The sequence below is a fragment of the Cellulosilyticum sp. ST5 genome, assembly GCF_046529625.1.
Taxonomy (GTDB): domain Bacteria; phylum Bacillota; class Clostridia; order Lachnospirales; family Cellulosilyticaceae; genus Cellulosilyticum; species Cellulosilyticum lentocellum.
Genome location: NZ_CP132338.1, coordinates 3317404 through 3341659, shown reverse-complemented (window position 1 = coordinate 3341659; position 24256 = coordinate 3317404). Strand labels below are relative to the sequence as shown.

The following is a 24256-nucleotide window of genomic DNA, read 5'->3' as shown; positions in this document are numbered from 1 at the left end:
ATAGATTACTATTATGGTATTTTCTTTTTGCGTGTAGAAAAATGTAGAAAAAATTGAAATGGCACTATTGTTTAGTTTGGTAAGAGTGACAAAAATTATAAGAATTGATATAATATTAGGTGATTGTCGAAAAAAGGAAGCTTACTAAACTTATGGAGGGATAGGATGAAGTGTCGATTTTGTGGTAAAGAAAATGATAATAGCTATGTATTCTGCGTCTATTGTGGTAAAAGGCTAGAAGCAGAGGAAGCTATAATTACACTAGCTAAAGAATCGGAGCTTACTCAGGTACAGGGGCAGGTGAAAAGTGAAACTAAAATATCTGGAGAACCAGAGACTGTAGCCGTAACTAATGAGCCTGGTGAACTTGCTATGTCCGAGCAAGGAGTTGCAGTATCTGAGGCTACCACTAAGGAAGAAGAAAGAAAAGAGAAAAAAGGTAAACTAAAAATAGCTGCTATCTTGTTAGGTTTAGTTGTTGGAGGGGCAGGAATAGGAGTAGGCGCATTTTATTTAACACAGAACACAGGAAATCAAGCTAAGACTTATGAAGAAAGCTATGATCCTAATACTGTTTTTGGTGTCAATTTCATACAGTGGGAATCAGGAAACTATGGTGATGTGTATACTCAAAAAATAGGAGAAGAAAAGAAAAAGTTAGGTGAGGGATTCGACTTAGATTCTTTTATTGTCTCTCCTAAAACTGGCGATATCGTTTACTTAGATGAAGATGACCGCTTACAGTATGCTAAATTAGGCGAGAAACCCAAGGTTATAAGTGAAGATTCTTCGTATTATTATTTTGAAGAAACAAGTAGGTTTATTATTTTTATAGAAAATACATCTTCAGGGGATCAAAACACTTATATTTATGATACAGAAAAAGACACCAAGGAATTACTTGTAGAGGGCTGGAGTGAAGCTGTATATTATGATGCAAGTACAGATGATTTTTATTACATAGATAATGATAAAAAGTTTTATAAGCTTGTTAATCGTACAGAAAAAAATAGAATAGCAACTGATGTTGTAGGTTTCAATATATTAGATTCAGACTATTATTTCTTGGCAACCAATGACTTCTATAATCCAACTTGTTATCTTTATAGAGAAACTAAAGATGGAATAGAAAAAGAAAAGTTAAATCATAATGCTGTGGATATATGGAATGCTTTTTATATAAAGGAAAGCCAAGCTGTACTATTTAATGCATCAGAGGATTTGGATGATGTGAAGCAAATCTATATTAAACTTCCAGGTCAAGAAGAAGTACAATTAGTTGATAAGGTTAAAGAGTGTACTTATAGTGAAGATGCAAATAAAGTATATTATTTAAATACTGAAGATGAGCTTTATAGCATAGATGTGCCGGAGATAAATAAGAAGGCGCTTGCAGATCGAACTTATTTTGAAAAAGTGATAGATGATTGCGAAGTTAATAAACTATTAGGAGATGTTGTAAATTATAGTGTAAGTCCTAATGGGAAAAGTGTTGTAGCCAGAGATATAAATGATGATTTATACTTATTAAGGGAAGATGAGAAGGAAAAAATAGATAGTAGTGTCATGTTTGAAGAAGCTTTTAATGAACATGTCTATTATATGACTTCTGAAGGTGAACTTTTCATTCAAGAGGGAGTTAACATAGAAAAGCTAGAAGCATTGCCAGAAGCTATTTTAATTACAGACCAATTAGGTGAAGATTATTCTATATCAGAGTTTGGTCGATATATTACTTATCTAACAGAAGAAACAGTAGATGTAAAAGAAAAAGTAAGCTTAATGCGTTATGATACTAAAAAAGGTAAAGAGGTTATATTAGAAGACATAAACGTATATGATGCCTTTGTCATTAATGATTTAGAGTATGAACACAAAATGAGCTATGAAGAATTGGTTGGATACTATGCTTGTGAGGAATTAGAAACACTTATTAAAATAGAAGAAGATGGCGAATTTATAGCTTATACAGATGGAGAGAGATTGAGCAGTGTATATCCGAAGTACAATTCCTATGGAAGATATAGTTTAGATGCAACATTAGTTGATGATAGTTATTTAGCTAATTTCTTTGGAGATGAAATAACCTTTAATAAATTAGAAGATGACACATTTACAATAACAGTAGGAGCTGGATATGTGTATCCTCTAGAGAATATTTCTGAAGATGACTTTAATCAAAAGCTTGAAGAACAAGCAAGAGTTGCAGAGGAAAGACAAGCTGCAGAAGCAGAAAGGATAAGAAGAGAAGCGCTTGAGTCTACAGCTGAAGGTTATTACAATTATGGGGCCTTTATACCAGCCAATACATATATTTATACGACTTATGATTATAGTACACAAACAACCCTTTATACGAATAAAGATAAAACGTGGCCAGTAACTAACTATCACATTGACTATGATACTTCGGTTATTTGGGTAGAGATTAGCTATACCTACCAAGGTAATAATGACTATGGATGGTTACCAATCCAACAATAAAAAAACCAGTATCTTATCAATAGGGTTTAGGATAGTATTAATTTAAGGTATATGAGAGATGTAAAAAATAAGGAGGAAGTAAAATGGAACAAGGGTTAAACATGAATGAATTAAAGGAGAAACGCCTGAATTTATTAGTAGCGTTAGGGGAAGAAACACACAATTTAGTACGTGGGGGAAGTATGACCATTTCCGACAAATTAAGAAGCTTATCAGAAGAAATCAAAAAAGCAGATATTCAAATTAGTAAAACTTCTAATGCTGTGGATATAAGTTGTTGTCCTCAGTGTCATGAAGCATTACAAGCTGATGCTATGTTCTGTAGTAAATGTGGCTTTGCAGTTAAGGAATATTTTGCAGCTTATATAGCTAAGTGTCATTGTTGTGGCACTCCAATGAAAGCAGAACAAAACTACTGCGTAGTATGTGGTACGAAACAAAGTAGTCACTTCAGTTTAGAAAAATCAGCAGAATAGGGAGGAGACCAAAATGTTTTGTAATAAATGTGGAAAACAAATAGAGGAATCCAATCAATACTGTGGTAATTGCGGGGCAAGAGTGCAACAAGGATCACTTCCAATACAAGCAGTAGAAACAAACTTTAATTTCTGTAGAAGTTGTGGTGCGGCAGTACAGGGAAGATATTGCGAAGCTTGTGGGGAAAGTAGTGTAAAGGTAGAGGCAAAAATAAAAAGTGGTTTCAAAACAATGGAACAGCTTAAACAAACAGGGGCTTCAGTTAAAAATGTACTCCCAGGTAAAGAAGCTTTAAAGAATATAAAATTAGATAAATTAAATTTTGAAAAGCTTACAATTGCTGAAGCTGTAAAGTGGGTAAAACAAGGGCTTTTGTTTTCTGTTATCGTAGTAGCAATTGCGATAGTGTTAAGTTTATTGATAGGTACAGGGGTAAAAAGTGCTATCTTTGAAAGTCAATATAGCGGATATACTTTTGAAAGTGCACTAGAGAAAAATCTTTTTAATACAGTGTGTAATCTTAGTTTAGTGACCTATAGTATGTTGTTTGGTGGAAAAGTCAACTGGGTACTTTCTGTGGGTGGTATTAAGGGAACAGTAGCTGCTGCATTTCCTTTTGTAGGCATGATTTTAGGAGTAATTGTACTTATTATAAGTGAAAAAATTAGACTTAAATTATCTAGCAAGGAAAGGACCTTATCTGGAAATGGTATTATAGCTGCTATAACAGGGGTTGTAGTAACTTTAGGAGGAATGCTTCTCAATAAATCCGTACGTACTAATTATAGAGAGCTTTACGGCTATAGCTATGGTTCTGGTTCTCCAGAAGATATTTTTAAGGTAGGCTCAGGTATTCAGTTGCTTTTTACCTTCTTCATGGTGTTTATGATAACATTCTTTACATTACAAATTATTATAAAAAGTAAAGGGGTTAATGAACAAAGTCCAATTTTGACTATCATTAGAAAGCTTATTTTCATTGTAGTAGGGTTTGCTTTTGTGATGGCAACTAGTGTAATGATAAAAGTACTTATGGAAGTAGGAGAAATGCCGGAAGGAGCAAGTTTACTAGCTGTTTTGGTAGGTATCTTATATTTGACAGGAATCTTTATCTCAGTAATACTAATGGGACGATTCGATCTTATAGAGGTAGTGGTAAATTCAGATTCAGTGATTAAGCTGAAGATGACACTGGCTAATATTAAGTATGAGATGTATGGCGTGGAAGAACAAATGAGTAATTTTATGAAGTGGTGGCTGATTGTAGCAGTGATTATTACTACTTGTATGATTTTAGCAGCAGCATATCAATTCTTTAAAGATAGAGATTTAGAATTGAAGGTAGCGTTTAAAGAATCCGCTTTAGTGAGTTTGGGCTTAGGTTTTTGTTTTGGAATGGTATCTAAGATGGCGGGTTATGTAATGAGTGTAAATCTTCAAGCTACTAATAGTTATTATAGAGATATGCTTGAGATGGACAGAGGGAAATATAGTTTCGTGCTAAAATCAGGAAATAGTTCTCTTATAGTAAATGCGATGATTATTGCAGCGATTACATGTATTTTGTTTATGGTGATGTATTGGCTACTTAGTCTTAAGGTACCAGTTGTTGATACGATTATGAATATTTTTAAACCAGTGGTATTATGGATTACTGTTGGGGTATTTTGTGTATTTTTTGTTGTTAAATTTGATGTTTATGATATTAATTACTCCATCATGGGTATTGCCGAAGATGCAGTAGATTACATAGGAGAAGAACTAGAAAATAATTTCTTCGATATGTTTGATTTCTAGAAGATATGATCTAGAGATGTATTACCTGGTTTTTGTGATTTAAAGAGAATGACATAGTATGCATAGAGGTCATTAGATAAAAAAGACATTGTGATAAGGTATAGACCTTGTTACAATGTCTTTTTTGCTAGTTTACTTTTCTGCTAGATTCTCTAACGATAAGGTTAGGAAGGAGCATGCTGTATTGCATTTGTAAATTAGGATTAGCTATTTTGCTTAACAAAATATTAGCCGCATGAGAGCCTAATTCAAATACATCATTATCAACGACGCTTAGCTGAGGTTCTGTAAACATAGATAATGGATAGTTATCAAAAGAAATAAGAGCCACATCCTCAGGAATCTTAAGCCCCCTTTTTTTGATAGCCTGAATAACACCGAAAGCTACGAAGTTATTAAGACAAACTACACTATCTGGTGGAGAGGGTAAATTGAGTAGGGCATTCATCATATTGCCACTATTTTCGATAGAGGTTTCGCCCTCCATAATATACTCAGGGTCGATAATAAGGCCTTTTTTCTCTAAGGCAGAGCAAAAACCCATTTGTCTATTATGAGAAAAGTGATCTTCGTGAGGAGCACCAATAAAGGCAGGTCTGGTGTAGCCTTCGCTTAGTAAATGAGCAGCAGCTATTTCACCAGCAGTTTTGTTATTAATATCAATCCAACAAAGATTGGATTCAAAGGCTGGCTGTCCGATGACCACATAAGGAAAATGGAGAGCATCCATCTTTTTGCAAAGAGCCTTGTTAAGGTTAGCTACATGTATAATGAGACCATCTACGCGCTTTTCACGGATGATTTTTTCGTAAGGTTCTAAGCCCTCTCCTAAAGAAGAAGGGTTAAGTAAGGTGAGGCTATAACCATTTTGACTCAAGATAGACTCGATTCCGCCTAGTATTTCATAAATATGTGAATTTAAAAAAGCATAGTGGCGCTTTAATTCCATAACGATACCGATATTTTTAGAGCTTTGTTGCACAAAGCTGCGGGCGATGATATTAGGATAGTAATTGAGCTCTTCCATTACTTCACGTACTCGCTTTTTGGTTGCATCTGAAATCGTAGGAGCGTCACTCATTACCTTGGATACAGTAGAGATGGAAACATTAGCCGCTTTAGCGACCTCTTTAATTGTAATTTTAGACATATGAGAGTCTCCTTATATAAAATAGGAAAATGTTTTCCTTGGTATTCAGTATAGCATATACAAGGGTTACGGTCAAACTAATGTGAAAATATAGATAATTTTACTAAGAAATAAAGAAAATTATCTAAAATATATTGACAATTCACTAAAGTGAGTGGTATAACTAAATTATCAATAAGGAAAACGTTTTCTTAAAAATATTCTATGCATCATAAGTTTTGCTTTTGAAAATGTAGGATTATCAAGTGTGGTTATTAGTTAGTCCTAAGAAAAAACAAGGAAAACATTATACTAAAATGGAGGGGTAAAAATGAAAAAGAAATTTAAAATGTTAGTTCCTTTACTTATGATAACTATGAGCTTAACTGCTTGTGGTGGAAAGGAAACTGCAAAGGAAACAGGTAGTGAACCTACTAACGCTGCAGAGGCAAGTGTAGCACCAACAGAGGAAACAAAAGCACCGGTAGAACTGACTTTATGGCATGAAACAGAAGAGGGAATAGCAAGTGTACTTCAAGAACAACTAGATCAATTAGCTCCAGACATTAAGGTAAATGTAGTCCGAAAAGAAAATATGACAGAAGCTTTAAAGCTTAGTGCAGCAGACCCATCCAATGCACCGGATTTTATTTGGTATGCTCATGATAAAATTGGCATGTTTGCAGAAATGAATATTATTGACAGTATAGATAATTACTTAGATCCAAGTGTTTACGATAAATTCTTACCAATGACAGCAGAGGCAGGCCTTTATAATGGTAAACATTATCAAATCCCAGCTTACTATGAAACACTTATGTTTATGTATAATAAAGCTTTATTAGATAAGGCACCAACTACTACTGATGAACTTTTAGAGCTTGCTAAATCTAAAACAACAGGAGATTCTTATGGCTTTGTAGAACAACATAGCACGGCTTATTACTTTAGTGCATGGGCTCATGCATTTGGAGCAAGTATTATTAATGATAAAGCACAGCCAGGTCTTAATACAGCAGAAATGGAAGAAGCTATTGATTATCATAAACAATTTGTACAATACATGCCAACTGATGGTGAGTGGAATACAGTAACCACCTTATTCTTGGAAGGTAAAGCAGCTTCTATTGTGAATGGTCCTTGGTTCGTAGCAAGCGCAAAAGATGCAGGCATTGACCTTGGGGTCTCACCACTGCCAACCGTAAGTAGTAATGGGAATGCATTAAAACCTTATTCAGGTGTTCAAGGTATTATGATTTCTACTACTTGTAAAGATAAAGAAGCAGGTAAGAAGGTACTTGAGTTCTTATGTCAAAAGGATTTAAGTGAAGCTATTGCTCTTAAAAATGGAGCAGCACCAGCTCATCAAGAGGCTTATAACAATACCGAGATTCAAAGTAGTGATATTATCATGACCTTAAAGGAATGTGCAGAAAATGCAGTACCAATGCCTAATATTCCTCAAATGGATGTTATGTGGTCTTGTACAGAGAATGCACTTGCTGCCATTTATAAGAGTGGCGGAGGTACTAAGCCAATTATGGATGCAGCACAACAAGAAGCTTTAGATCAAATAAAAGCAATGCAATAGTTAATAAAGGGGGAGGAATAGCATGAAGCAAAATTCTAAACAAAAAGTGGGGCCTTATTTATACATTAGCTCTGCTTGGCTCATCATTGGGATTATTGTATTTTTTCCAATTATCTATACTGTAGCTATATCCTTCACCAATATGAATATATGGCACTGGAAGGATTATCGTTTTATAGGATTTACTAATTATTTGAAAGCCTTCGCAGTGTTAGATGGTGGTTTTGTAGCGGCATTAATCCGAACAATTATATGGACAATTTTAAATCTTACACTTCAAATAGTGATTGCGCTAGGTATTTCTCTTTTGCTTAATACAGAAGGTTTGAGAGGAAAGGGAGTTTATAAAACGCTTTTAATGCTACCTTGGGCAATGCCTACTTATATATCAGCACTTATTTGGAAGTTTGGTATGTTCCAAAATGATTTTGGTCTACTTAATCAAGTCCTAGTAAAGCTAGGACTTGGAAAAGTAGGTTGGCTCAATACAGATTTAATAGCTTTTATTTCTTGTCTTTTTGTTAACTTATGGATGGCACTGCCTTATATGATCTTAATGTTTTATGGTGGTTTACAAGGAATTGATAAAGGATTTTATGAATCCGCAGAAATAGAGGGTGCTAATAAATGGCAGAAGCTTATTTATATTACAGTACCGGTATTAAAACCTTTGGTTATGCCAGCTATTATTATGACTGCTTTTGTAACCTTTAAACAATTTGATATCGTATACTTGATGACAATGCAAACTGGAGCCAAAACAGGAGCAGATGTGAATACGATCATTACCTATGCTTATGAAAATGCTTTTATTACTAATAACTATGGTTATAGCTCAGCACTTTCTGTGATTATCTTTATCATTATTGTGATTTTAACATTACTTAATCAGCGCAGCTTAAGGAAGGGGGATTAATAGATGAAGATTAATAAGAAAACTTATCACATAGGAACTCATATTGTACTTATTATCATTTGTCTTATTTTCTTGGTTCCGATTTTATATACCATTTCTGTATCTCTAAAATCCTCCAATTCCCTATTAAGTTCACATTTTCAGCTAATACCGGACCAAGCTACTTTAAATAACTATCGTATTATTTTATTTGAAAAGCCTTTTTTGACTTGGCTTAAAAATAGTTTAATCTTAACGGTAAGTACAGTAATAGTAGCCTTGGGAGTGGCATTACCAGCAGCTTATTCTTATACAAGAATGAAGTTCAAAGGGAAAAGTAGTTCTTTATTTGCACTACTTTTGCTAAATGCATTTCCTTCTGTGTTATCTATGGTAGCTATTTATCGTTTGTTTACTACCTTCTCATTAATGAATCGTTATACGGGGCTTATTATTGTATATACAGGAGCTATGATTATCTTTAGTATTTGGAATTTAAAAGGTTATTTTGAATCGATTCCTGTAGATATAGAACAAGCTGCTATGATTGATGGAGCTGGTAACTTTACTATACTCACGCGTATAGTACTTCCTTTAGCTAGGCCGGCTATTATTGTAACAGCTATGATGATTTTTATTACGACTTGGAATGAATATATTTATGCCGTAAACTTCTTAAGTGATGCCAATAAATATACTTTGGCAGCAGGTTTATATTCACTTCAAGGAACAGACTACACTAGAAACTGGCCAGTATTTGCGGCAGGTTCTATGATGACATCTATACCTACGTTACTTATTTTCTTTGGCATCCAAAGGTACTTAGTATCTGGGTTAACAGCGGGAGGAGTGAAATACTAATGAAACTAGAAGCTATTATGCATATCCCTCTTTCTCAGTATGCCTTTGCTTTAACAGAACGTACGCTAGTAATTAGGTTAAGGACGGGAAAGAATGATGTAAGACGATGTGAACTATTTTATGGAGACAGAGTACATCCTACTAATCCTATACAGGTTTTCTCAATTTCAATGAAGAAAGTAGCTAGTGATGCACTGTTTGACTATTATGAAGCAGAGCTAGTAAGTGATTATACAAGAGTGTGCTATTACTTTTATTTAGAGGATGAAAGTACTCATTATTACTATTATGGACAGCAGTTTCTAGAAAAGCCAGGAGAAGATCGCACTGAATATTTTCAATTCCCATACATTAGAAGAGAAGATATGGCGATTATTCCAGATTGGGCAAAGGATGCTGTCATGTATCAGATTTTCCCAGATAGCTTTGCTACAGAAAAAGGTAGTATTGCTCAGCAGCCAATAGAGAAGATGAATCATTTAAAAGAACGTTCTAGTACACTGAATGGTGGAACGTTAAAAGGGATTGAGGCAAATTTAGATTATATAGAAGAGTTAGGAATTAATTGTATTTATTTAAATCCGATATTTGTGGCAGGGGAATATCATAAGTATGATATTATGGATTACTTTGATGTGGACCCTTGCTTTGGAACGAAACAAGATTTAAAGGAACTGGTAGCAGCTTGTCATAAAAGAGAGATAAAGGTGATTTTAGATGGTGTATTTAACCATTGTGGTGCCCAATTCTTTGCGTTTAAGGATGTTTTAGAAAAAGGAGAAATGTCTCCTTATAAAGACTGGTTTTATAGCTTGAAATTTCCTATAGAGTTTACAACACCTCCTAACTATGAAGCTTTTGCATATGTAAAAGAAATGCCTAAGCTAAATACGGGGCATCCAGCAGTTATTGATTATTTCTGCAAGGTGGGAACCTATTGGTTACAAGAAGCTGACATTGATGGTTGGCGATTAGATGTAGCAAACGAGGTTAATCATGACTTTTGGAGAGCCTTTAGAAAGGCAGTTAAAGCCATTAAGTCAGATGCCTTCTTAATAGGAGAAATCTGGGAGGATTCAGAAGTTTGGCTTCAAGGAGAACAATTTGACTCTACTATGAATTACCGATTCACTAATCTTTGCCGTGAATTTTTTGCTAAAGGGAGTATGAGTGTAACAGCCTTTAACTATGGCATTAATCAAATGCTCATGAGATATCAAAGACAAGTGACCTACGCTCAAATGAATTTAATAGATAGCCATGATGTACCACGCTTTTTACATTATGCTAAAGAGGATGAAAGAAAGTTAAGCTTGGCAGCTTTATTTTTACTTACCTTTGTCGGTGTTCCTTCTATTCTCTATGGTGATGAGCTCTTAATAAGTGGCGAAAAAGAACTGGAATATAGAAAACCTATGATATGGCATCCTAATACTAAAGAGCAAAAAATGATAGACTACTATAAAGAGCTTATTAGCCTAAGAAAAAGTAGCAAGGCTTTTACAAGTGGTACCTTCAAGGTGATTATAGTGGATGAAGCAAAAGGTCTCTATGTATTTGAACGTAGGGAGGAAACAGAACGTTTTTGGGTAATCCTAGCGAACACTCCTAATGAGGCTACCTACACTATCCCAGCAGAAAATAATAAGTGGCAGGTGGCATTTGGCAATCCTGAAACTATTACAGAAAACAACTCTAGGCACATAAGTCTTAACCTTAAAGCCTATGAAGGTCTAGTACTTAAGCAGTGCTAATACATAACATATCCCCTTTTTCATCAAATAAGCATTTTTGTCCTTTTACTAAGGAAAGAAATGCTTATTTTGATATCTACAGTATTCCTTCTCCCTATTTTTTAGTAATTAACTTCCTTATTTAAATAGAAATTTGTCGGGGACTTTACGGGCTATATGGGCGGAACTGAGAGAGGGTGGCTACCTATCGTGGTTCCGCTCCGCATTTCCAGTAGGCACTAAGCTCACTTTTTTGGATGAACGCCCACAAACTCGGTTCCCGGGGGCACGTGGGCTAAGTACCATCCAAAACGTTCGCTAAGTGCCTACTGAAAATACTCCGAAGTCACCCCGTCAGGCAGCCACCCTCTCTCAGTTCTACCAGCAATAACGCGTAAAGTCGCCTCCATTAAGTGTTTTCAAGAAAAAATAAAACTTGTTATTATCTTTTTTCTGCACTTTGCACTTAGGGGTTTGAACACTTAAGAGATCAATAATGCTTGTAAGGCTCCCTAGCTTCCTTACAGAGCTACTTCTTGGCAAAATAGACTTATGGGAAGCTTTATACGTTATTGCCTTGGGCGCCTGCCCTCGGCTTCGAGTATTTTTTAACTGTCGTTACGCCTTCTTTCCACGCTGCTTCACTGTCTTGGATGTTTATGAGGTCAACAACGTTTGTGAAAATGAGTGGGTATGGGTGCCTGGAGTAGTGACTTGGGAGCATTTTTTAGAAGCACTTAGTGAACGTTTTAGATGGGTTTTAGGCAGCTGTTTGAACGAAGTGAGTTCTGCCGTTCATCTAAATAAGTGAACTTAGTGCTTCAAAAAATGTGAACCGGAACAACGGAAGGCACCCATACCCACTCATTTTCTCTCAGACGTACTTCTCATAAACGCCAAGACAAATTTTAATTTATCTGCTTGACCTTATTTCAAAATAGTGATTAACTAAAAAGAGGTAATATAAATGAGGCAACAATGGAAACTAGTTAGTATACAGTAGGAGACAAAAGAAAAACAGTTAATAGGTAAATATCAAAAATAGAAAGAGGACGTCTATGAGTTGTTATTACAATGAACATGCACAGGAATTTTTAGCTGGTACAGTTAACTTGGATATGCAAATGCATTATGAACCTTTTTTAAAGTTAGTACCAGAGGGCGGTGTTATTTTAGATGCAGGTTGCGGCTCAGGCAGAGATAGCTTAGCATTTAAAAAATTAGGCTATTATGTGGTGGCAATGGATGCCTGCGCAGAAATGTGTCAATTTGCTGGAGAATACATAGGCCAGTCAGTGTATTATTGTCGTTTTCAAGATATGGACTTTAAACTTAATTTTGATGGGATATGGGCTAGTGCCTCTCTCTTACATGTACCAAGTGAAGAATTACCAGCGGTACTAAGAAGATGTGCTTATCATCTAAAGCCAAATGGGGTTCTCTATGCTTCTTTTAAATATGGGGACTTTGAAGGAGAAAGAAATGGTCGTCATTTCCTAGACTTAAAAGAAGAAAGGGCAGAAGGCTTTTTTATAGAAGCTGGTTTTAAAATAGAAGAAATGCATGTTAGTAATGATATAAGGCCAGAACGTACAAATGAAAAATGGCTTAATATTTTAGCTAGAAAGATTTAAGAGAATGGTGAAAATCATTCTCTTCTTTAATGTTATGGATCATTTATTCTTAAAGGGGGGAAGGGTATGATTTATTTTTTTAGAAGTTTAGCAGTGTTTTCCTTACTACAAATTATAATATTATTTGTGTTTGGAGGAGCAGCAGGGATGGTACCTGTATGGTTAGGTGTAGGGATAGTGGCTACTCTACTTTCTTTTAAAAGAATTTTTAATAAATGCTTTGGGATAAAGTTTATAAAAGTTCTTTTCGCTATGGGAATGCTTGTTTTTATGGGGGTAGAAAGCTTTATTGTATGGTCAGGTTTTAAGAGTGTACCAGGTGAAGCCTGTGACTTTATTATTATATTAGGGGCACAGGTAAGGGGAAATGCACCTTCTATGACACTGCAATATCGTTTAGAGAGTGCTTATGATTATTTGATGGCTAATCCACAAACTAAAGCGGTGTTATCAGGAGGCCAAGGCCCTGATGAAATCATGACCGAAGCAGAAGCAATGAGGCGTTATTTAGTGGAAAAAGGGATTGAAGAAGAAAGGTTGATTTTAGAAGATCAGTCTACTAGCACCTATGAGAACTTAAAATATTCTTTTGCAATCATTGATGAGATAAAAACAAATAGTAGTATTAGTATCGTAACCAACCGTTTTCATGTTTTAAGAGCAAGGATGATTGCTAGTGATATGGGAAGAAAAGTAGGTGGAATAGGGGCTAAAAGCTATTTCTATTTGATTCCTAATTATTATTTTAGAGAGTTTTTCGCAGTGATGAAGGAAATAATAACTTAGATTCATAAGAAGATAAAAGGTTTTAGTGAGTCAAGTTTGACATTTTGGCATATGATAAAGTAAAGGCAGCCAAGGCCTTGTCACAACAAGAAGGAGGCATCTTATGTTAGTTGGAATACTTAAAATCAAACTTCACGCACCTTATGTACATTCTTTGAAAGAAAAGCGTATGATTGTAAAAAGCATTATGGGCAAACTACGTAACAAATTCAATGTATCAGTTTGTGAAATAGCTGAGCAGGATATTCATCAGACTATTGTTATAGGTATTGCTATGATTGCAGCGCATACTGCTAACTGTGATAGTACCATGGACCACATTTTAGACTTCATTGAAGAAAATTGTGAGGCAGAGATTGTAGATATTACGAGAGAAATAAGATAGGTCCGGCCTCCCCAAAAAAAATACTTTCAGAAAAGCTTTATATAAGGAACAAGTGATGACAAGACATTAAGCGAGCTATCACATATAAAGAATGAAAGCTGATTTTGATTAAGGGGGATTAGAAATGAAAATTACACAAGTACTACTTACGCCAAATGCATATAGCAGGCCTCAAAAACTACTAAGGAAGGTTACTCATATTGTTATTCACTGGGTAGGTAATCCAGGTAACACAGCTATGGCAAATTGTGATTATTTTGAAAGCTTAAAAGAGGGAAATACTTATGCAAGTGCCCACTATATTGTAGGACTTCAGGGAGAGATTATTCAGTGCATACCAGAAAGTGAATTAGCTTATCATGCAGGTCCAGCCAATAGTTATAGTATAGGTATTGAGAATTGCCATCCAGATCAAGGAGGCAAGTTTAATTCAGCTACTTATGTTTCTTTGGTTAGTTTATGTGCTAATATTTGTAGGCGTTATGGTTTGAACCCAGAAGAAGCACTTCTAAGGCACTATGATATAACTGGTAAGATATGTCCTAAATACTATGTAGAGCATCCTATTGCATGGAAGCAGCTCAAAGAAGATGTAAAGAAGGTGCTGGATATACTTGAGGAGGATCAAGTTCTGATTGATGTAGTTAAGGCGCTTATTAGTGCAGGTATACAGCTTGACTTAAAAATATGGAGCAACACTAAAACAATGAAGTTAACTTATGTAAAGCAAATGATAGAACGAATTGGCAAGAAGTATGATTGTGCTAGCTATAAGGAAACAATTGATTTTCTGGTGAGTAAGGATTGTATTAAAGTCAGAGAACCTTGGGATGAGGAAAAATTCAAGGCTGAGTGGTGTAGGCAAGTGCTTATTAACGTAAAAGAAAAACTTCTTAAATAGTTATTAGTTCCAAATGAGTTTATGCAATATGTATAATTTTAATGAAAAATCAAAAAACACCTTTTTAATTTCCATAATTCAGAGTAAGATTAGATAGTATAGAGGAGTTATTAAATCCTACAAGTAATTTGATAGGTAAGGAGGGGCGGTTATGGATAAAAATAAAGAGAAAATAAAAAGTAATTTTGACCATGAGGCAAGTGCATACGATAATAGCAAGGCAAGTCAGTTTGCTAAACAAAGTTATCCGTATATGCTAAATACCTTAATGCCTATTCGGTTTGAAACCGTTTTAGATGTGGGATGTGGAACAGGAAGTTTGTTATATGAAATCCTAGATCGTAAACCACAAGTAAAGGCTGTTGGTGTAGACTTTTCAGAAGAAATGCTTAAAGTAGCTAGAGATAAATTACCAAAGAGAGTGGAACTTATCCAAGGAGATGCAGAAGCGATACCTTTTGAAAATAAACGTTTTGATGTAGTTGTGGGAAGTGATATTTTGAGATACACGACAAACCCTCAGCTTATGATAAGAGAGATGTATCGTGTACTTAAAGTAGGGGGAAAAATTGTTTTATGTGATTTCTGTACAGCAAGTTCTCTAAGAGCTGTTAAAAATCTACTTAATCCTCTTAGTAAAGATGGAGGCTTAAGAATTTATGCTGAAGATGAAGTAAAGGAGTTTTTAAGCAAGAGTGGATTTGATTTTGTTAACTATACAAAAGTGACTGGTAATACTTTTATTGCAACAGGCGATAAAAGAAACTAATGATATAAAAGGTATCTCCTCGCTGTGGTTAAGAGGAGGTGCTTTTTTAGTTTATGCAGAGTTATTCACAAATTTGGGATAAAATCAAAGAAAATGTGGATAAGATAGAATATATGTTCGACCTAAAATGAGAAATGCTATAAAAATGTGGATAAGTAGTGTAAATAGCATTTATTTATACTTTAATTTAAGTAGATTTTAGTTTATACTGAAAAACAGAGTCGTTAAACATAGAGTGTAAGCTAGGTGGTAGGCTATTACATCTAGTAAGAATAAAGGATAGGAGAAGAATACAATGGCAATCGATGAGATTATTAGATATGTATATGTAACATTTATTGTTGCCACATTATTTTTCATACCTATTATGTTTATAAGAGGAATGTACTTACGTCGTAAGGGAAGGTGGCCTATAAAAAATTGGAAGAAAGAGATAGCAGTCATACTGTTTATTTTCTATTTGTTATGTTTATATCAAATTACAGCCTTACGTTTTGGAGGTATTGGGTGGGATATAAGCAATATGATAGCTAGAAATACCAGAGTTAATATGACGCCTATGGTAGAACTATGGAATTGGACGGTCAAGGGTGTTTGGTGGCATTTATTTTATAATGTCATTGGGAATTTTATATGGTTTGTACCTTTAGGTGCCTTAGTACCTGCTTTATTTATAAGTCAGAGAAAACCAGAAAGAGTAATGCTTATAGGAGCAATTGTTTCTGCATCTATAGAAATACTGCAATACATACTTTGCACTGGTGTGACAGATATTGATGATGTTATTCTCAATACCATAGGAGCAGGGATTGGATATATAGTATTTAAGATTTTATATGGTATTTATAAATTTTTGCGTGGAAAGTTATCTAAGAAAAAGCAGGTGTAACCTTGTACAATTCATGTGTCATATCTTAATAGTATACTACTAGCAAGATGAAGCAGTTCAAGTAGCAAATAATAAATAAATAAATAAATGTGCTATGAGGTCATTAATATTTATAAATATTCAAGAATAAAAGGGTTATAAAATGAGAGGTTACATACTCGTTTTATAGCCCTTTTACTATTTAGTAAAGTTAATATTCATTTTTAGAGGGAGTTTATGCATTTCGTGACACTCCCTTGATTTAGTATTAGTCAATGCTTTGGATTTCGAATTCTTTGAGAGTATTAAGCGTACCTTTGAGTTTAGAAATGTGTTCATCATAAAGTGCAGCCTTGCCGCTGATTGTTATAGCATAAAAAGCATCTTTACCTTCTGTGTAAAGATAATAGCCTTTGTTATTAATATCATCCTCAGCAAAGACTATTTCGTATCCTTTTGCATTAGGAAAGTTATCGAGGCTTACTGCTTCTAAAGGAGAAGGAGTTACCATAGTTAATAGCTTTGGAATACCTTTTTCTTCATAGAGATTGATAAAGGCATCGAGTGTATCTTCTTTAATATCTTCAAGAAGAGAAGAGTCTTTACTATATTTTGTAATCATCACACTAATAGGCATGGATTCATCTTGAGCAGCTAGAATGGTATCTACACCTGCGCTAGCGTCCTGTAGCCATTCTTTTGGTAAATCAATAGAGAAAGTACCGTGTGGATTAGTAAAGGTATCTAAGACGCCTTCTTCATATTGTTTTTCAAAAGTAATAGGTGCTTCAGTAGAAGATGCTGGGACTTCTTTATTACAAGCAACTAATTGAAATGAAAAGATCGTTATACAAAACAATAAAGTTAATTTTTTGAATTTTTTCATACAAGATACTCCTTTTTTGTGTAAACTGCGTTAACAAGATAGTATTATTTTAAACTAAAAATGATAGAAATGCTATGTTATAGCCTATTTTCCGGGAAATAATGAAGATTTGTAGCAATATAAATCAAAGTAGAAGAAGAAAGACAAATAAGTACATATCATAAATATATTGAAATAAATTAACACATACTAATTCAGATAAAGTACTTTGCTAGAAATGTAGGAGGAAAAATTTAAATGAGATTATTAAAAATAGAAACCTTGTTGCTAAGTTTGCCTCTTCGTCCCCTTACAGAAGATAGTTGGCTTGCCGTAGCAGCTATTATAGCAATCGTAGTATTAATTGTGTATTTAGCCTACAGTTATGTTTTTAAAAAGAAGGCTAAAGAGCAAAAAAGATTAGCGGATGTAAGGAATATAAGACAACAAGATATTAAGGAGGAAAAAAATGAAGCAAGAAAGTAATAGGATGAGCAATGCCTTTGGAATATTGCAACGAGTAGGAAAAGCTTTTATGCTTCCTATTGCATTATTGCCTGCCGCAGGTATTTTACTAGGTGTAGGTGGTGCATTACTTAATGTAGCGGCTTTAGAAAATCCACCTGCTATTTATGAGGGGTTAATTTCTTTTATTAATCTACGTGGTGTAACAGTTGCCTTAACCGTTATGAGAAATGTAGGAGATATTGTATTTGGAAATTTGCCATTGCTGTTTGCTATAGGAATAGCGGTAGGCTTAGCTAATTCAGATAAGGGAACAGCGGCATTAGCAGGGGCAGTTGGTTTCATTATCATGCACACAGCTATTTCAACGATGCTAGGACTAGGTGTTACGCCTTTAGGTATATTAACACCCGATCATACACCAGCGCAGTATAGCTCTTATGTAAGTACAACTTTGGGTATTTTTACACTTAACCTCTCGGTATTTGGTGGTATGATTGCAGGTATTATAGCCTCCATTTTGCACAATCGCTATCATAAAATTCAACTGCCACAAGTCCTAGGCTTCTTTGGAGGATCACGTTTTGTACCTATTGTGACTGCAGTAGTTATGCTTGTTGTGGGGGTTATTTTATCCTTTATATGGCCAGTTGTACAAAATGGTATAGCTGTTATTGCTAAATGGGTTAATGAATTAGGAGCACTAGGAACCTTCCTTTACGGAACCATTGAAAGAGGTCTAATTCCAGTAGGACTTCACCATGTTTTTTACACACCATTTTGGTATACAGCCTTTGTAGAAGGAACAGTCTTCCTACCAAATGGTGCAACAACTATTGTAGATGGTGCTAACACAGCTTATTTTGCACAGCTTTCTAATATGTCGGCTTTAGTAGGAGCGGATGCAGCCACTATGGCACAAGTCGTTCAAGGAACAACACGCTTTATGGCCGGTAAATTCCCATTTATGATTTTTGGGTTAGGTGGAGCGGCACTAGCTATGTACAAGAATGCTAGGCCGGAAAAGAAAGCTTATGTCGGAGGACTTCTGGCATCAGCAGCTTTAACAGCAGCCGTTACAGGTATTACAGAACCTATTGAATTTACTTTTTTATTCGTAGCGCCAATTTTATATGCAATTCACTCAGTCATTGCAGGATTATCCTATATGATTATGGACCTTTTAAATGTATTTGTTGGGATGACTTTCTCGGGAGGATTAATAGACTTTGCTCTTTTTGGATTACTTCCAGCAGGAGCAGGAGTACCTACAAGGTGGTATTACATCATAGTAGTAGGTATTGTATTCTTTGCAATATATTATTTGGTTTTTGACTTCTTTATTAGAAGGCTTAATCTAAAAACACCTGGGCGAGAAGATGAAGATGATGGCGTTACCGAAGACAGTAAAGGTGCAGCAAAAGGCATTGTATTAGCTGCTAGAGTTTTAGCAGCATTAGGTGGTCAGCAAAATATCAAAAATATAGATGCCTGTATTACTAGACTTCGTGTTGGGCTTCATAATAAAAATGAAGTTGATAAAGAGGCTTTAAAAGCTTTAGGAGCTACAGGCGTACTAGAAGTAGGGGACAATGTACAAGCTATTTTTGGTGGACGATCAGATAATATTAAGAATGACATTTTAGATATTATGGAAGGCCGTGTTAAACCAGAAGATATTGATATCGCCATGGGAAGTGTACAAGAAGAAATATCAAAGAGCCAGCCAGTTAAGTCTGCAAGTTTTGAGATGACCAAGGGTGATGGACATGGTAAGATGGTTGAGAGTTTACTCATACCTATGAAGGGAGAGCTCCTTACTTTAAAAGAAATTCCAGACCCTGTATTCTCTGAAGGAATGATGGGACAAGGCTTTGCTATTAAGCCAACGGAAGGTAAGCTTTATGCACCTATAGATGGAACCATTCTTACGGTATTCCCAAGTAAGCATGCCATCGTTATTCAAACTAAAAAGGGACATGAAGTGCTGATGCACTTTGGGCTGGATACAATCTTGCTTAAGGGTGAAGGCTTTACAACTCATGTAGAAGAGGGACAAGAAGTTAAAGCAGGAGATTTACTGCTTACAGTAGATATCGATGCAATTGTGGATAAGGTGCCATCACTGATTACACCAATTGTATTTCCGAATTTAAAAGATGATGAAAAGATAAGTTTATCAGAAATTGGTCCTGTAGATGCTAAGATGAAGGGCAGAGTAGTTATTGAGAAGTAGCAGCATAGAGACTTTATAGATTTAAAAAAGGTAGCATATTATGAATAATAAGCTACCTTTTTTGTTATTTTTTTCTATGCATCAACTTATAAAAGTTAATATTAGTATTGAATATTTTGAATTGAATAAATTGTATTGAAATTTATAGAATATAAATTATAATATAGGTGGAGATGAAATAAAATAGAGCAAGTAAATTAAGAAAAGGGAAGATGCAATGAAGAAGATAATGAAGGTATTTGTGTTAATAATGGGGATTATCGTATTGACAATGCCGGCTTACTGTGAGGAAGTTTCAACCCAACTACCGCCAATCAAACTTACTTGGTATTTTGTTGGTAATGGGCAAGAAAAGGATACAGCATTGGTCGAAACAGCTATTAATGAGTATATTGCTAAAAATACAACGCTTAATTGTAGCATTAAGCTTAGATGTTATGACTGGACGAACTATGATAAAAAAATGCAACAGATGATAAACTCTGCAGAAGAATTTGATATTTGTTTTACTAGTAATTGGAGCAATAATTATTATATTCGTGCATCACAAGGTGCTTTTATATCTCTTGATAGCTTATTGCCTACCTATGCACCTAAAACTACTATTTTATTAGGAGAAGATTATTTAAAAGGAACCTATGTTAATGGCAGTTGCTATGCCATTCCTAGTAATAAAGAGAAGGCCACTCAGTATGGGCTATTAATTCGAAAGGATCTAGTTCAGAAATACAATATGGATTCATCAAAGGTAAAAAAATTAGAAGATATGGAGCCCTTTTTTGAAATAATAAAAAAGAAGGAACCTTCAATGTATGTTTTAGACCCGAGGTCAGTAGAAGCTCCTTCTGAGATGTTAAATATGAGAAGCTTAGGCTGTGAAGTAACTAGCCAAACAAGTACATGGATTGGTGGAGTTTATTACGATACAAAGGATTATAAGGTAATTAATCAATTAGAAACACCGGAAATGATAGCTTATATGAAATTAATGCAAAGTTATGTGCAAAAAGGTTTTATAAGTAAAGAAGTAGCTGAAGGAGGAAATTATGTTATAGACGAAATGTATGGAAAAATCTTTTGTAGCCTAACTGAGTTATATCCAGGCAAAGCATATTACGCAGAGGCTAGAAGTGGGTATGAATACATTTCTATTCCCCTAACTAAAGCTGTTATGAGTACAAAGAATTCTACAGGTGCTATGCAAGCGATTTCTGCCACCTCTAATAATCCTGAAAGAGCACTGATGTTCTTGGAATTGGTTAATACCGATAAAGCATTAAATAATCTTCTAAACTTTGGTATAGAAGGTAAACATTATATTAAGGTCAAGGGCAAGACAAATATTATTCAAGCTGGGGAAGAGGAGAGAGCGTATAATCCAGGTCTTGGTTGGGCTTTTGGGAATCAGATGTTAAATTATGCTTTTAATGAAAGGGAAAACCAGTTTATAAATGAGATGCAAAGCTTTAATGAACAAGCACAAATAGATAAAACCATTGGTTTTGTTTTTAATCCAGATCCAGTTTATACTCAAATTGAAAACTGTAATTTAATATGGGAAAAACAGGTGCGCCCTATACTACTGGGAGCTGGAGATGTCACAACGGATTTACCAAGGGCAAAAAAAGCGCTTAAGGCAGCAGGAGTAGATGATATTATATCTGAGATGCAAAAGCAGTTAAATGCTTGGAAAATGAAGAATAAGATAAATAACTAATGCAATTACATAAATACTTTCAAGGTTATTGAGAAATAAAGAGGATATAAAAAACAGGATAAACTCCATGATGGAGTGTCCTGTTTTTTTGAGTATCAAATTGAATTTTGAATAATAACGATTAAGCGAAATTGCCACTAGGTAGTCTAGCTAAGTAACTTACCTTTAGCTCCTATCTCCATTTACCAAGAAACTCTATACGTTATTATATGGGTGCTGGTTTCCGGCTTGCAAGCGTTGGATTTGCAATAAAATACAACAACTTAAGTTCTTTTAATGAATCTAAGTGTGGGATATACTATTTATAAAATTTGGGAAACAATGTTTTGCTTATGGGGGAGGTTCATATGCGGAAGGTGATTTGTTGTTTTATGATGTGCCTATTATTTACTGGATGTAGTGCTATTGCTGAATGGAATAGACATCATCCTGATAGTGGAGAAAGTACAGAAAAAAACGTTTCTAGGACATTTCTCTATATGGGAGATGATAGTTTCTGTGGTCTATATGATGAGAAGGAAGTTGAGCGCTATAGCATTTTTAAGTGCAGAGATAGTGAGATTGATAAATATGATTTAAAAGAAGGAGATATTGTAGAGATACGGGGGGATATTTCTGTTTTATGGGGAGTCGGTACTGAATGGTTTATTGATAAAATTCGAAAGTTGAAGGTACTTAACTACGATGAGGTTACTGAAAGTAAGACACCTATAGTGCAAAGGCTATCAAATGAAATTTTTGCACCTTCTTATTTATTTGAAGATGGTGGAGAAAATTGGTATTACATTATTAATGAAGATACAAATGACTATATTAATATTTATGGAAGTTGGGTGGAGGGAGAATGGGGGCATAACATTGTAGAAAATGGAGACTTCATAGGACACTATTCTACTAAGAAGAATATTTACCTAGATGACCAGGTTCATATTTGTTTTGTACCTGATGATATGAGCGAAGCAGAAATCATAGAGTGCATTAAGCAAAAAGATTTTTCTAATATGTTTTATTTGGGTAAATCTGATACTATTGACATATATGCTGAAGTAAGGGATCTAAGTCCTATTCTTTCAAATAGATGTACAACAAAATTTCCTGTAAGAATAAATGATATTTGTTCTTACGAAGACTTTTTAGCAACATATGAAGGAGATATCCTTCCTCAACTTAGTAAGCAGGAAGTCAATATGCTAAAGGGAGAAGGTAATATTTTGGTGGTTGAAGTTGTGGAGAAAAGTCAATTTTATGATAAAGGGAATATATTACTTCTTGCAATCGCTGGGGACTTAAGTCATATTGCCAAAAATAAAGTCTACAATTTAATGCTTTCAGAGGATTCTTACTTTAAATTCGTTGATCCTTATCGCTATCCTATTTTTGATATTCATAAAGATGATATAACGTATTCTTACTTTATATATAAATAAGTGGTATTTAAATTAACACTTTTATTTTCATAAAGGTATATACATGGTAATATAGATAATACAAAATGATTGGAGGAAGTCAATGAGTTTTTTAGGTAATATCATTTGGTTTATATTCGGTGGATTTATTATGGGGATGAGTTGGCTTGGAATAGGCCTTTTATGGTGCATCACGTTAGTGGGTATTCCTGTAGGTGTACAGTGCTTTAAGTTAGCAGGTTTAGCTTTTTTCCCATTTGGAAAAGAAGTAACTTATGGTGGGGGCGTAGGTTCGCTTCTATGTAATGTTATATGGATTATTTTTGGTGGTATTCCATTGGCTATTGAAGCTACTATTATTGGAGTTGTTTTTTGCATTACCATTATTGGAATTCCATTCGGGCTTCAATCTTTTAAAATTGCAAAATTAGCCCTTATGCCATTTGGTGCAAGAGTCGATTAAGAGTTAACAAAAATCTATTGTGTTTAAAAGACATAATAGATTTTTTTTGTTTATTCCTCCAGTATGAACGTGTTTGATTATAATAAAGGGATAATGATTAGAAAAAGATTAATAGGAGTGAAACTAATTTGGAATAAGATAGACTATAAATAGAAATTTATTGAGCGTTTATAAGGCATGCTGCTGGGCGGAAATGAGAGGATAAGGGCTACCTTCCGAAATTCCGCTCCGTATTTTTTGAAGCACTAAGGCTCACTTTTTTGATGAACGTGCGAAAACTCCTTTCAGTCAAACACTCGCACTAAAACCCATCAAAAAAGTTCGCCAAGTGCTTCTAAAAAATACTACGAAGTCATTCCTCCAGGCAGCCCTTATCCTCTCATTTCTTACAAGCATCATTGATCTCATAAACGTTCAAGACCCTAAACGAGAAGTGCAGAAAAGAGATAATAACAATAGCAAAACAGACTTATAGGAAGCTTGATACGTTATTGCTCTGAACGCTTGCCCGCTGGCTTCTTATAACAATAACGCATAAAGTGACTTTTAGTATGTGTTTGCTAGGAAGTAGCTAAGGAGGGAGAAAAATTGGCTTACTGAAAGCTACCTTGGAGGTGAACTTAGAAACTCTTAACGAAATAGCCCTTATGGGTGTTAGGCTGAGTGTCTGAGCGTTAGCGAGTTTTCAGCCGTTCATAAGGGCTATGAGTTTAGAGTTTCTTAGTGAGCCGAGACAGTAGCTGGAAGTAAGACAATTTCTCGGACTTCTTAGCGGCTCCTAACTTTATGCCGTT

At 34.8% G+C, this 24256-nt stretch carries 20 protein-coding genes; 18 read left to right on the top strand and 2 right to left on the bottom strand.

The window, feature by feature from the left end:
* The first annotated feature begins 165 nt into the window (after positions 1–165).
* From QTL86_RS16250 to QTL86_RS16240, 3 genes are all read left to right on the top strand, one after another.
* Positions 166–2484 (top strand): zinc ribbon domain-containing protein, encoded by a 2319-nt coding sequence (locus QTL86_RS16250; protein WP_410495443.1) that lies wholly within the window; start codon positions 166–168, stop codon positions 2482–2484.
* Positions 2485–2567: 83 nt separating this feature from the next.
* Positions 2568–2960 (top strand): zinc ribbon domain-containing protein, encoded by a 393-nt coding sequence (locus QTL86_RS16245; protein WP_410495442.1) that lies wholly within the window; start codon positions 2568–2570, stop codon positions 2958–2960.
* A 13-nt stretch (positions 2961–2973) separates the two neighbouring features.
* On the top strand, positions 2974–4758 hold the full coding sequence (locus QTL86_RS16240; RefSeq protein ID WP_410495441.1) for a zinc ribbon domain-containing protein: 1785 nt from the start codon (positions 2974–2976) through the stop codon (positions 4756–4758).
* Positions 4759–4885: 127 nt separating this feature from the next.
* Here QTL86_RS16240 and QTL86_RS16235 read toward each other — a convergent pair whose 3' ends face one another.
* Positions 4886–5908, bottom strand: a complete 1023-nt coding sequence (locus QTL86_RS16235; RefSeq protein WP_410495440.1) for a LacI family DNA-binding transcriptional regulator — start codon at positions 5906–5908, stop codon at positions 4886–4888.
* A 310-nt stretch (positions 5909–6218) separates the two neighbouring features.
* On the opposite strand from QTL86_RS16235, the gene QTL86_RS16230 reads away from it, so the two are divergent.
* The 10 genes from QTL86_RS16230 to QTL86_RS16185 all read left to right on the top strand — a co-directional run bounded on the left by QTL86_RS16230 (position 6219) and on the right by QTL86_RS16185 (position 16331).
* On the top strand, positions 6219–7478 hold the full coding sequence (locus QTL86_RS16230) for an extracellular solute-binding protein (protein WP_127065386.1): 1260 nt from the start codon (positions 6219–6221) through the stop codon (positions 7476–7478).
* A 22-nt stretch (positions 7479–7500) separates the two neighbouring features.
* The gene (locus QTL86_RS16225) at positions 7501–8394 is read left to right on the top strand and encodes a carbohydrate ABC transporter permease (RefSeq protein WP_127065387.1); all 894 of its coding nucleotides are present in this window, start codon (positions 7501–7503) and stop codon (positions 8392–8394) included.
* 3 nt (positions 8395–8397) lie between these two features.
* A complete protein-coding gene (locus tag QTL86_RS16220) occupies positions 8398–9234 on the top strand; it encodes a sugar ABC transporter permease (RefSeq protein ID WP_013655349.1) in 837 nt (278 codons plus the stop codon).
* The gene (locus tag QTL86_RS16215) at positions 9234–10988 is read left to right on the top strand and encodes a glycoside hydrolase family 13 protein (RefSeq protein WP_410495439.1); all 1755 of its coding nucleotides are present in this window, start codon (positions 9234–9236) and stop codon (positions 10986–10988) included. The genes QTL86_RS16220 and QTL86_RS16215 overlap by 1 nt, the downstream gene beginning before the upstream one ends.
* Positions 10989–12025: 1037 nt before the next feature.
* On the top strand, positions 12026–12601 hold the full coding sequence (locus tag QTL86_RS16210) for a class I SAM-dependent methyltransferase (protein ID WP_410495438.1): 576 nt from the start codon (positions 12026–12028) through the stop codon (positions 12599–12601).
* 66 nt (positions 12602–12667) lie between these two features.
* Positions 12668–13387: a YdcF family protein gene (locus QTL86_RS16205; RefSeq protein WP_410495437.1), complete on the top strand. Its 720-nt coding sequence runs from the start codon at positions 12668–12670 to the stop codon at positions 13385–13387.
* A gap of 103 nt (positions 13388–13490) precedes the next feature.
* Positions 13491–13772 (top strand): DUF503 domain-containing protein, encoded by a 282-nt coding sequence (locus tag QTL86_RS16200; RefSeq protein WP_013655353.1) that lies wholly within the window; start codon positions 13491–13493, stop codon positions 13770–13772.
* 124 nt (positions 13773–13896) lie between these two features.
* Positions 13897–14673, top strand: coding sequence for an N-acetylmuramoyl-L-alanine amidase family protein (locus QTL86_RS16195; RefSeq protein WP_410495436.1), 777 nt, complete (start codon positions 13897–13899; stop codon positions 14671–14673).
* A gap of 151 nt (positions 14674–14824) precedes the next feature.
* Positions 14825–15442: a class I SAM-dependent methyltransferase gene (locus QTL86_RS16190; protein ID WP_410495435.1), complete on the top strand. Its 618-nt coding sequence runs from the start codon at positions 14825–14827 to the stop codon at positions 15440–15442.
* A 295-nt stretch (positions 15443–15737) separates the two neighbouring features.
* The gene (locus tag QTL86_RS16185) at positions 15738–16331 is read left to right on the top strand and encodes a VanZ family protein (RefSeq protein ID WP_410495434.1); all 594 of its coding nucleotides are present in this window, start codon (positions 15738–15740) and stop codon (positions 16329–16331) included.
* A gap of 247 nt (positions 16332–16578) precedes the next feature.
* Here QTL86_RS16185 and QTL86_RS16180 read toward each other — a convergent pair whose 3' ends face one another.
* A complete protein-coding gene (locus QTL86_RS16180) occupies positions 16579–17196 on the bottom strand; it encodes a hypothetical protein (protein ID WP_410495433.1) in 618 nt (205 codons plus the stop codon).
* Between the two features lie 237 nt (positions 17197–17433).
* Here QTL86_RS16180 and QTL86_RS16175 point away from each other — a divergent pair, with 237 nt between their 5' ends.
* The 5 genes from QTL86_RS16175 to QTL86_RS16155 all read left to right on the top strand — a co-directional run bounded on the left by QTL86_RS16175 (position 17434) and on the right by QTL86_RS16155 (position 23462).
* Positions 17434–17661, top strand: coding sequence for a hypothetical protein (locus QTL86_RS16175; RefSeq protein WP_410495432.1), 228 nt, complete (start codon positions 17434–17436; stop codon positions 17659–17661).
* Positions 17645–19876 carry a glucose PTS transporter subunit IIA gene (locus QTL86_RS16170; RefSeq protein WP_410495431.1) on the top strand — a complete coding sequence of 744 codons (2232 nt, stop codon included), beginning with the start codon at positions 17645–17647 and terminating at the stop codon, positions 19874–19876. Before QTL86_RS16175 ends, QTL86_RS16170 begins: the two co-directional genes overlap by 17 nt.
* A 217-nt stretch (positions 19877–20093) precedes the next feature.
* Positions 20094–21593: an ABC transporter substrate-binding protein gene (locus QTL86_RS16165; protein WP_410495430.1), complete on the top strand. Its 1500-nt coding sequence runs from the start codon at positions 20094–20096 to the stop codon at positions 21591–21593.
* Positions 21594–21940: 347 nt separating this feature from the next.
* Positions 21941–23020 (top strand): hypothetical protein, encoded by a 1080-nt coding sequence (locus tag QTL86_RS16160; RefSeq protein WP_410495429.1) that lies wholly within the window; start codon positions 21941–21943, stop codon positions 23018–23020.
* Between the two features lie 82 nt (positions 23021–23102).
* The gene (locus QTL86_RS16155; RefSeq protein WP_410495428.1) at positions 23103–23462 is read left to right on the top strand and encodes a YccF domain-containing protein; all 360 of its coding nucleotides are present in this window, start codon (positions 23103–23105) and stop codon (positions 23460–23462) included.
* Positions 23463–24256 lie beyond the last annotated feature (794 nt).

Excerpts from the sequence above, each read along its gene's own strand:
- QTL86_RS16250 (WP_410495443.1), top strand. The coding sequence starts at position 166 with ATGAAGTGTCGATTTTGTGGTAAAGAAAATGATAATAGCTATGTATTC.
- QTL86_RS16245 (WP_410495442.1), top strand. The coding sequence starts at position 2,568 with ATGGAACAAGGGTTAAACATGAATGAATTAAAGGAGAAACGCCTGAAT.
- QTL86_RS16240 (WP_410495441.1), top strand. The coding sequence starts at position 2,974 with ATGTTTTGTAATAAATGTGGAAAACAAATAGAGGAATCCAATCAATAC.
- QTL86_RS16235 (WP_410495440.1), bottom strand. The coding sequence starts at position 5,908 with ATGTCTAAAATTACAATTAAAGAGGTCGCTAAAGCGGCTAATGTTTCC.
- QTL86_RS16230 (WP_127065386.1), top strand. The coding sequence starts at position 6,219 with ATGAAAAAGAAATTTAAAATGTTAGTTCCTTTACTTATGATAACTATG.
- QTL86_RS16225 (WP_127065387.1), top strand. The coding sequence starts at position 7,501 with ATGAAGCAAAATTCTAAACAAAAAGTGGGGCCTTATTTATACATTAGC.
- QTL86_RS16220 (WP_013655349.1), top strand. The coding sequence starts at position 8,398 with ATGAAGATTAATAAGAAAACTTATCACATAGGAACTCATATTGTACTT.
- QTL86_RS16215 (WP_410495439.1), top strand. The coding sequence starts at position 9,234 with ATGAAACTAGAAGCTATTATGCATATCCCTCTTTCTCAGTATGCCTTT.
- QTL86_RS16210 (WP_410495438.1), top strand. The coding sequence starts at position 12,026 with ATGAGTTGTTATTACAATGAACATGCACAGGAATTTTTAGCTGGTACA.
- QTL86_RS16205 (WP_410495437.1), top strand. The coding sequence starts at position 12,668 with ATGATTTATTTTTTTAGAAGTTTAGCAGTGTTTTCCTTACTACAAATT.
- QTL86_RS16200 (WP_013655353.1), top strand. The coding sequence starts at position 13,491 with ATGTTAGTTGGAATACTTAAAATCAAACTTCACGCACCTTATGTACAT.
- QTL86_RS16195 (WP_410495436.1), top strand. The coding sequence starts at position 13,897 with ATGAAAATTACACAAGTACTACTTACGCCAAATGCATATAGCAGGCCT.
- QTL86_RS16190 (WP_410495435.1), top strand. The coding sequence starts at position 14,825 with ATGGATAAAAATAAAGAGAAAATAAAAAGTAATTTTGACCATGAGGCA.
- QTL86_RS16185 (WP_410495434.1), top strand. The coding sequence starts at position 15,738 with ATGGCAATCGATGAGATTATTAGATATGTATATGTAACATTTATTGTT.
- QTL86_RS16180 (WP_410495433.1), bottom strand. The coding sequence starts at position 17,196 with ATGAAAAAATTCAAAAAATTAACTTTATTGTTTTGTATAACGATCTTT.
- QTL86_RS16175 (WP_410495432.1), top strand. The coding sequence starts at position 17,434 with ATGAGATTATTAAAAATAGAAACCTTGTTGCTAAGTTTGCCTCTTCGT.
- QTL86_RS16170 (WP_410495431.1), top strand. The coding sequence starts at position 17,645 with ATGAAGCAAGAAAGTAATAGGATGAGCAATGCCTTTGGAATATTGCAA.
- QTL86_RS16165 (WP_410495430.1), top strand. The coding sequence starts at position 20,094 with ATGAAGAAGATAATGAAGGTATTTGTGTTAATAATGGGGATTATCGTA.
- QTL86_RS16160 (WP_410495429.1), top strand. The coding sequence starts at position 21,941 with ATGCGGAAGGTGATTTGTTGTTTTATGATGTGCCTATTATTTACTGGA.
- QTL86_RS16155 (WP_410495428.1), top strand. The coding sequence starts at position 23,103 with ATGAGTTTTTTAGGTAATATCATTTGGTTTATATTCGGTGGATTTATT.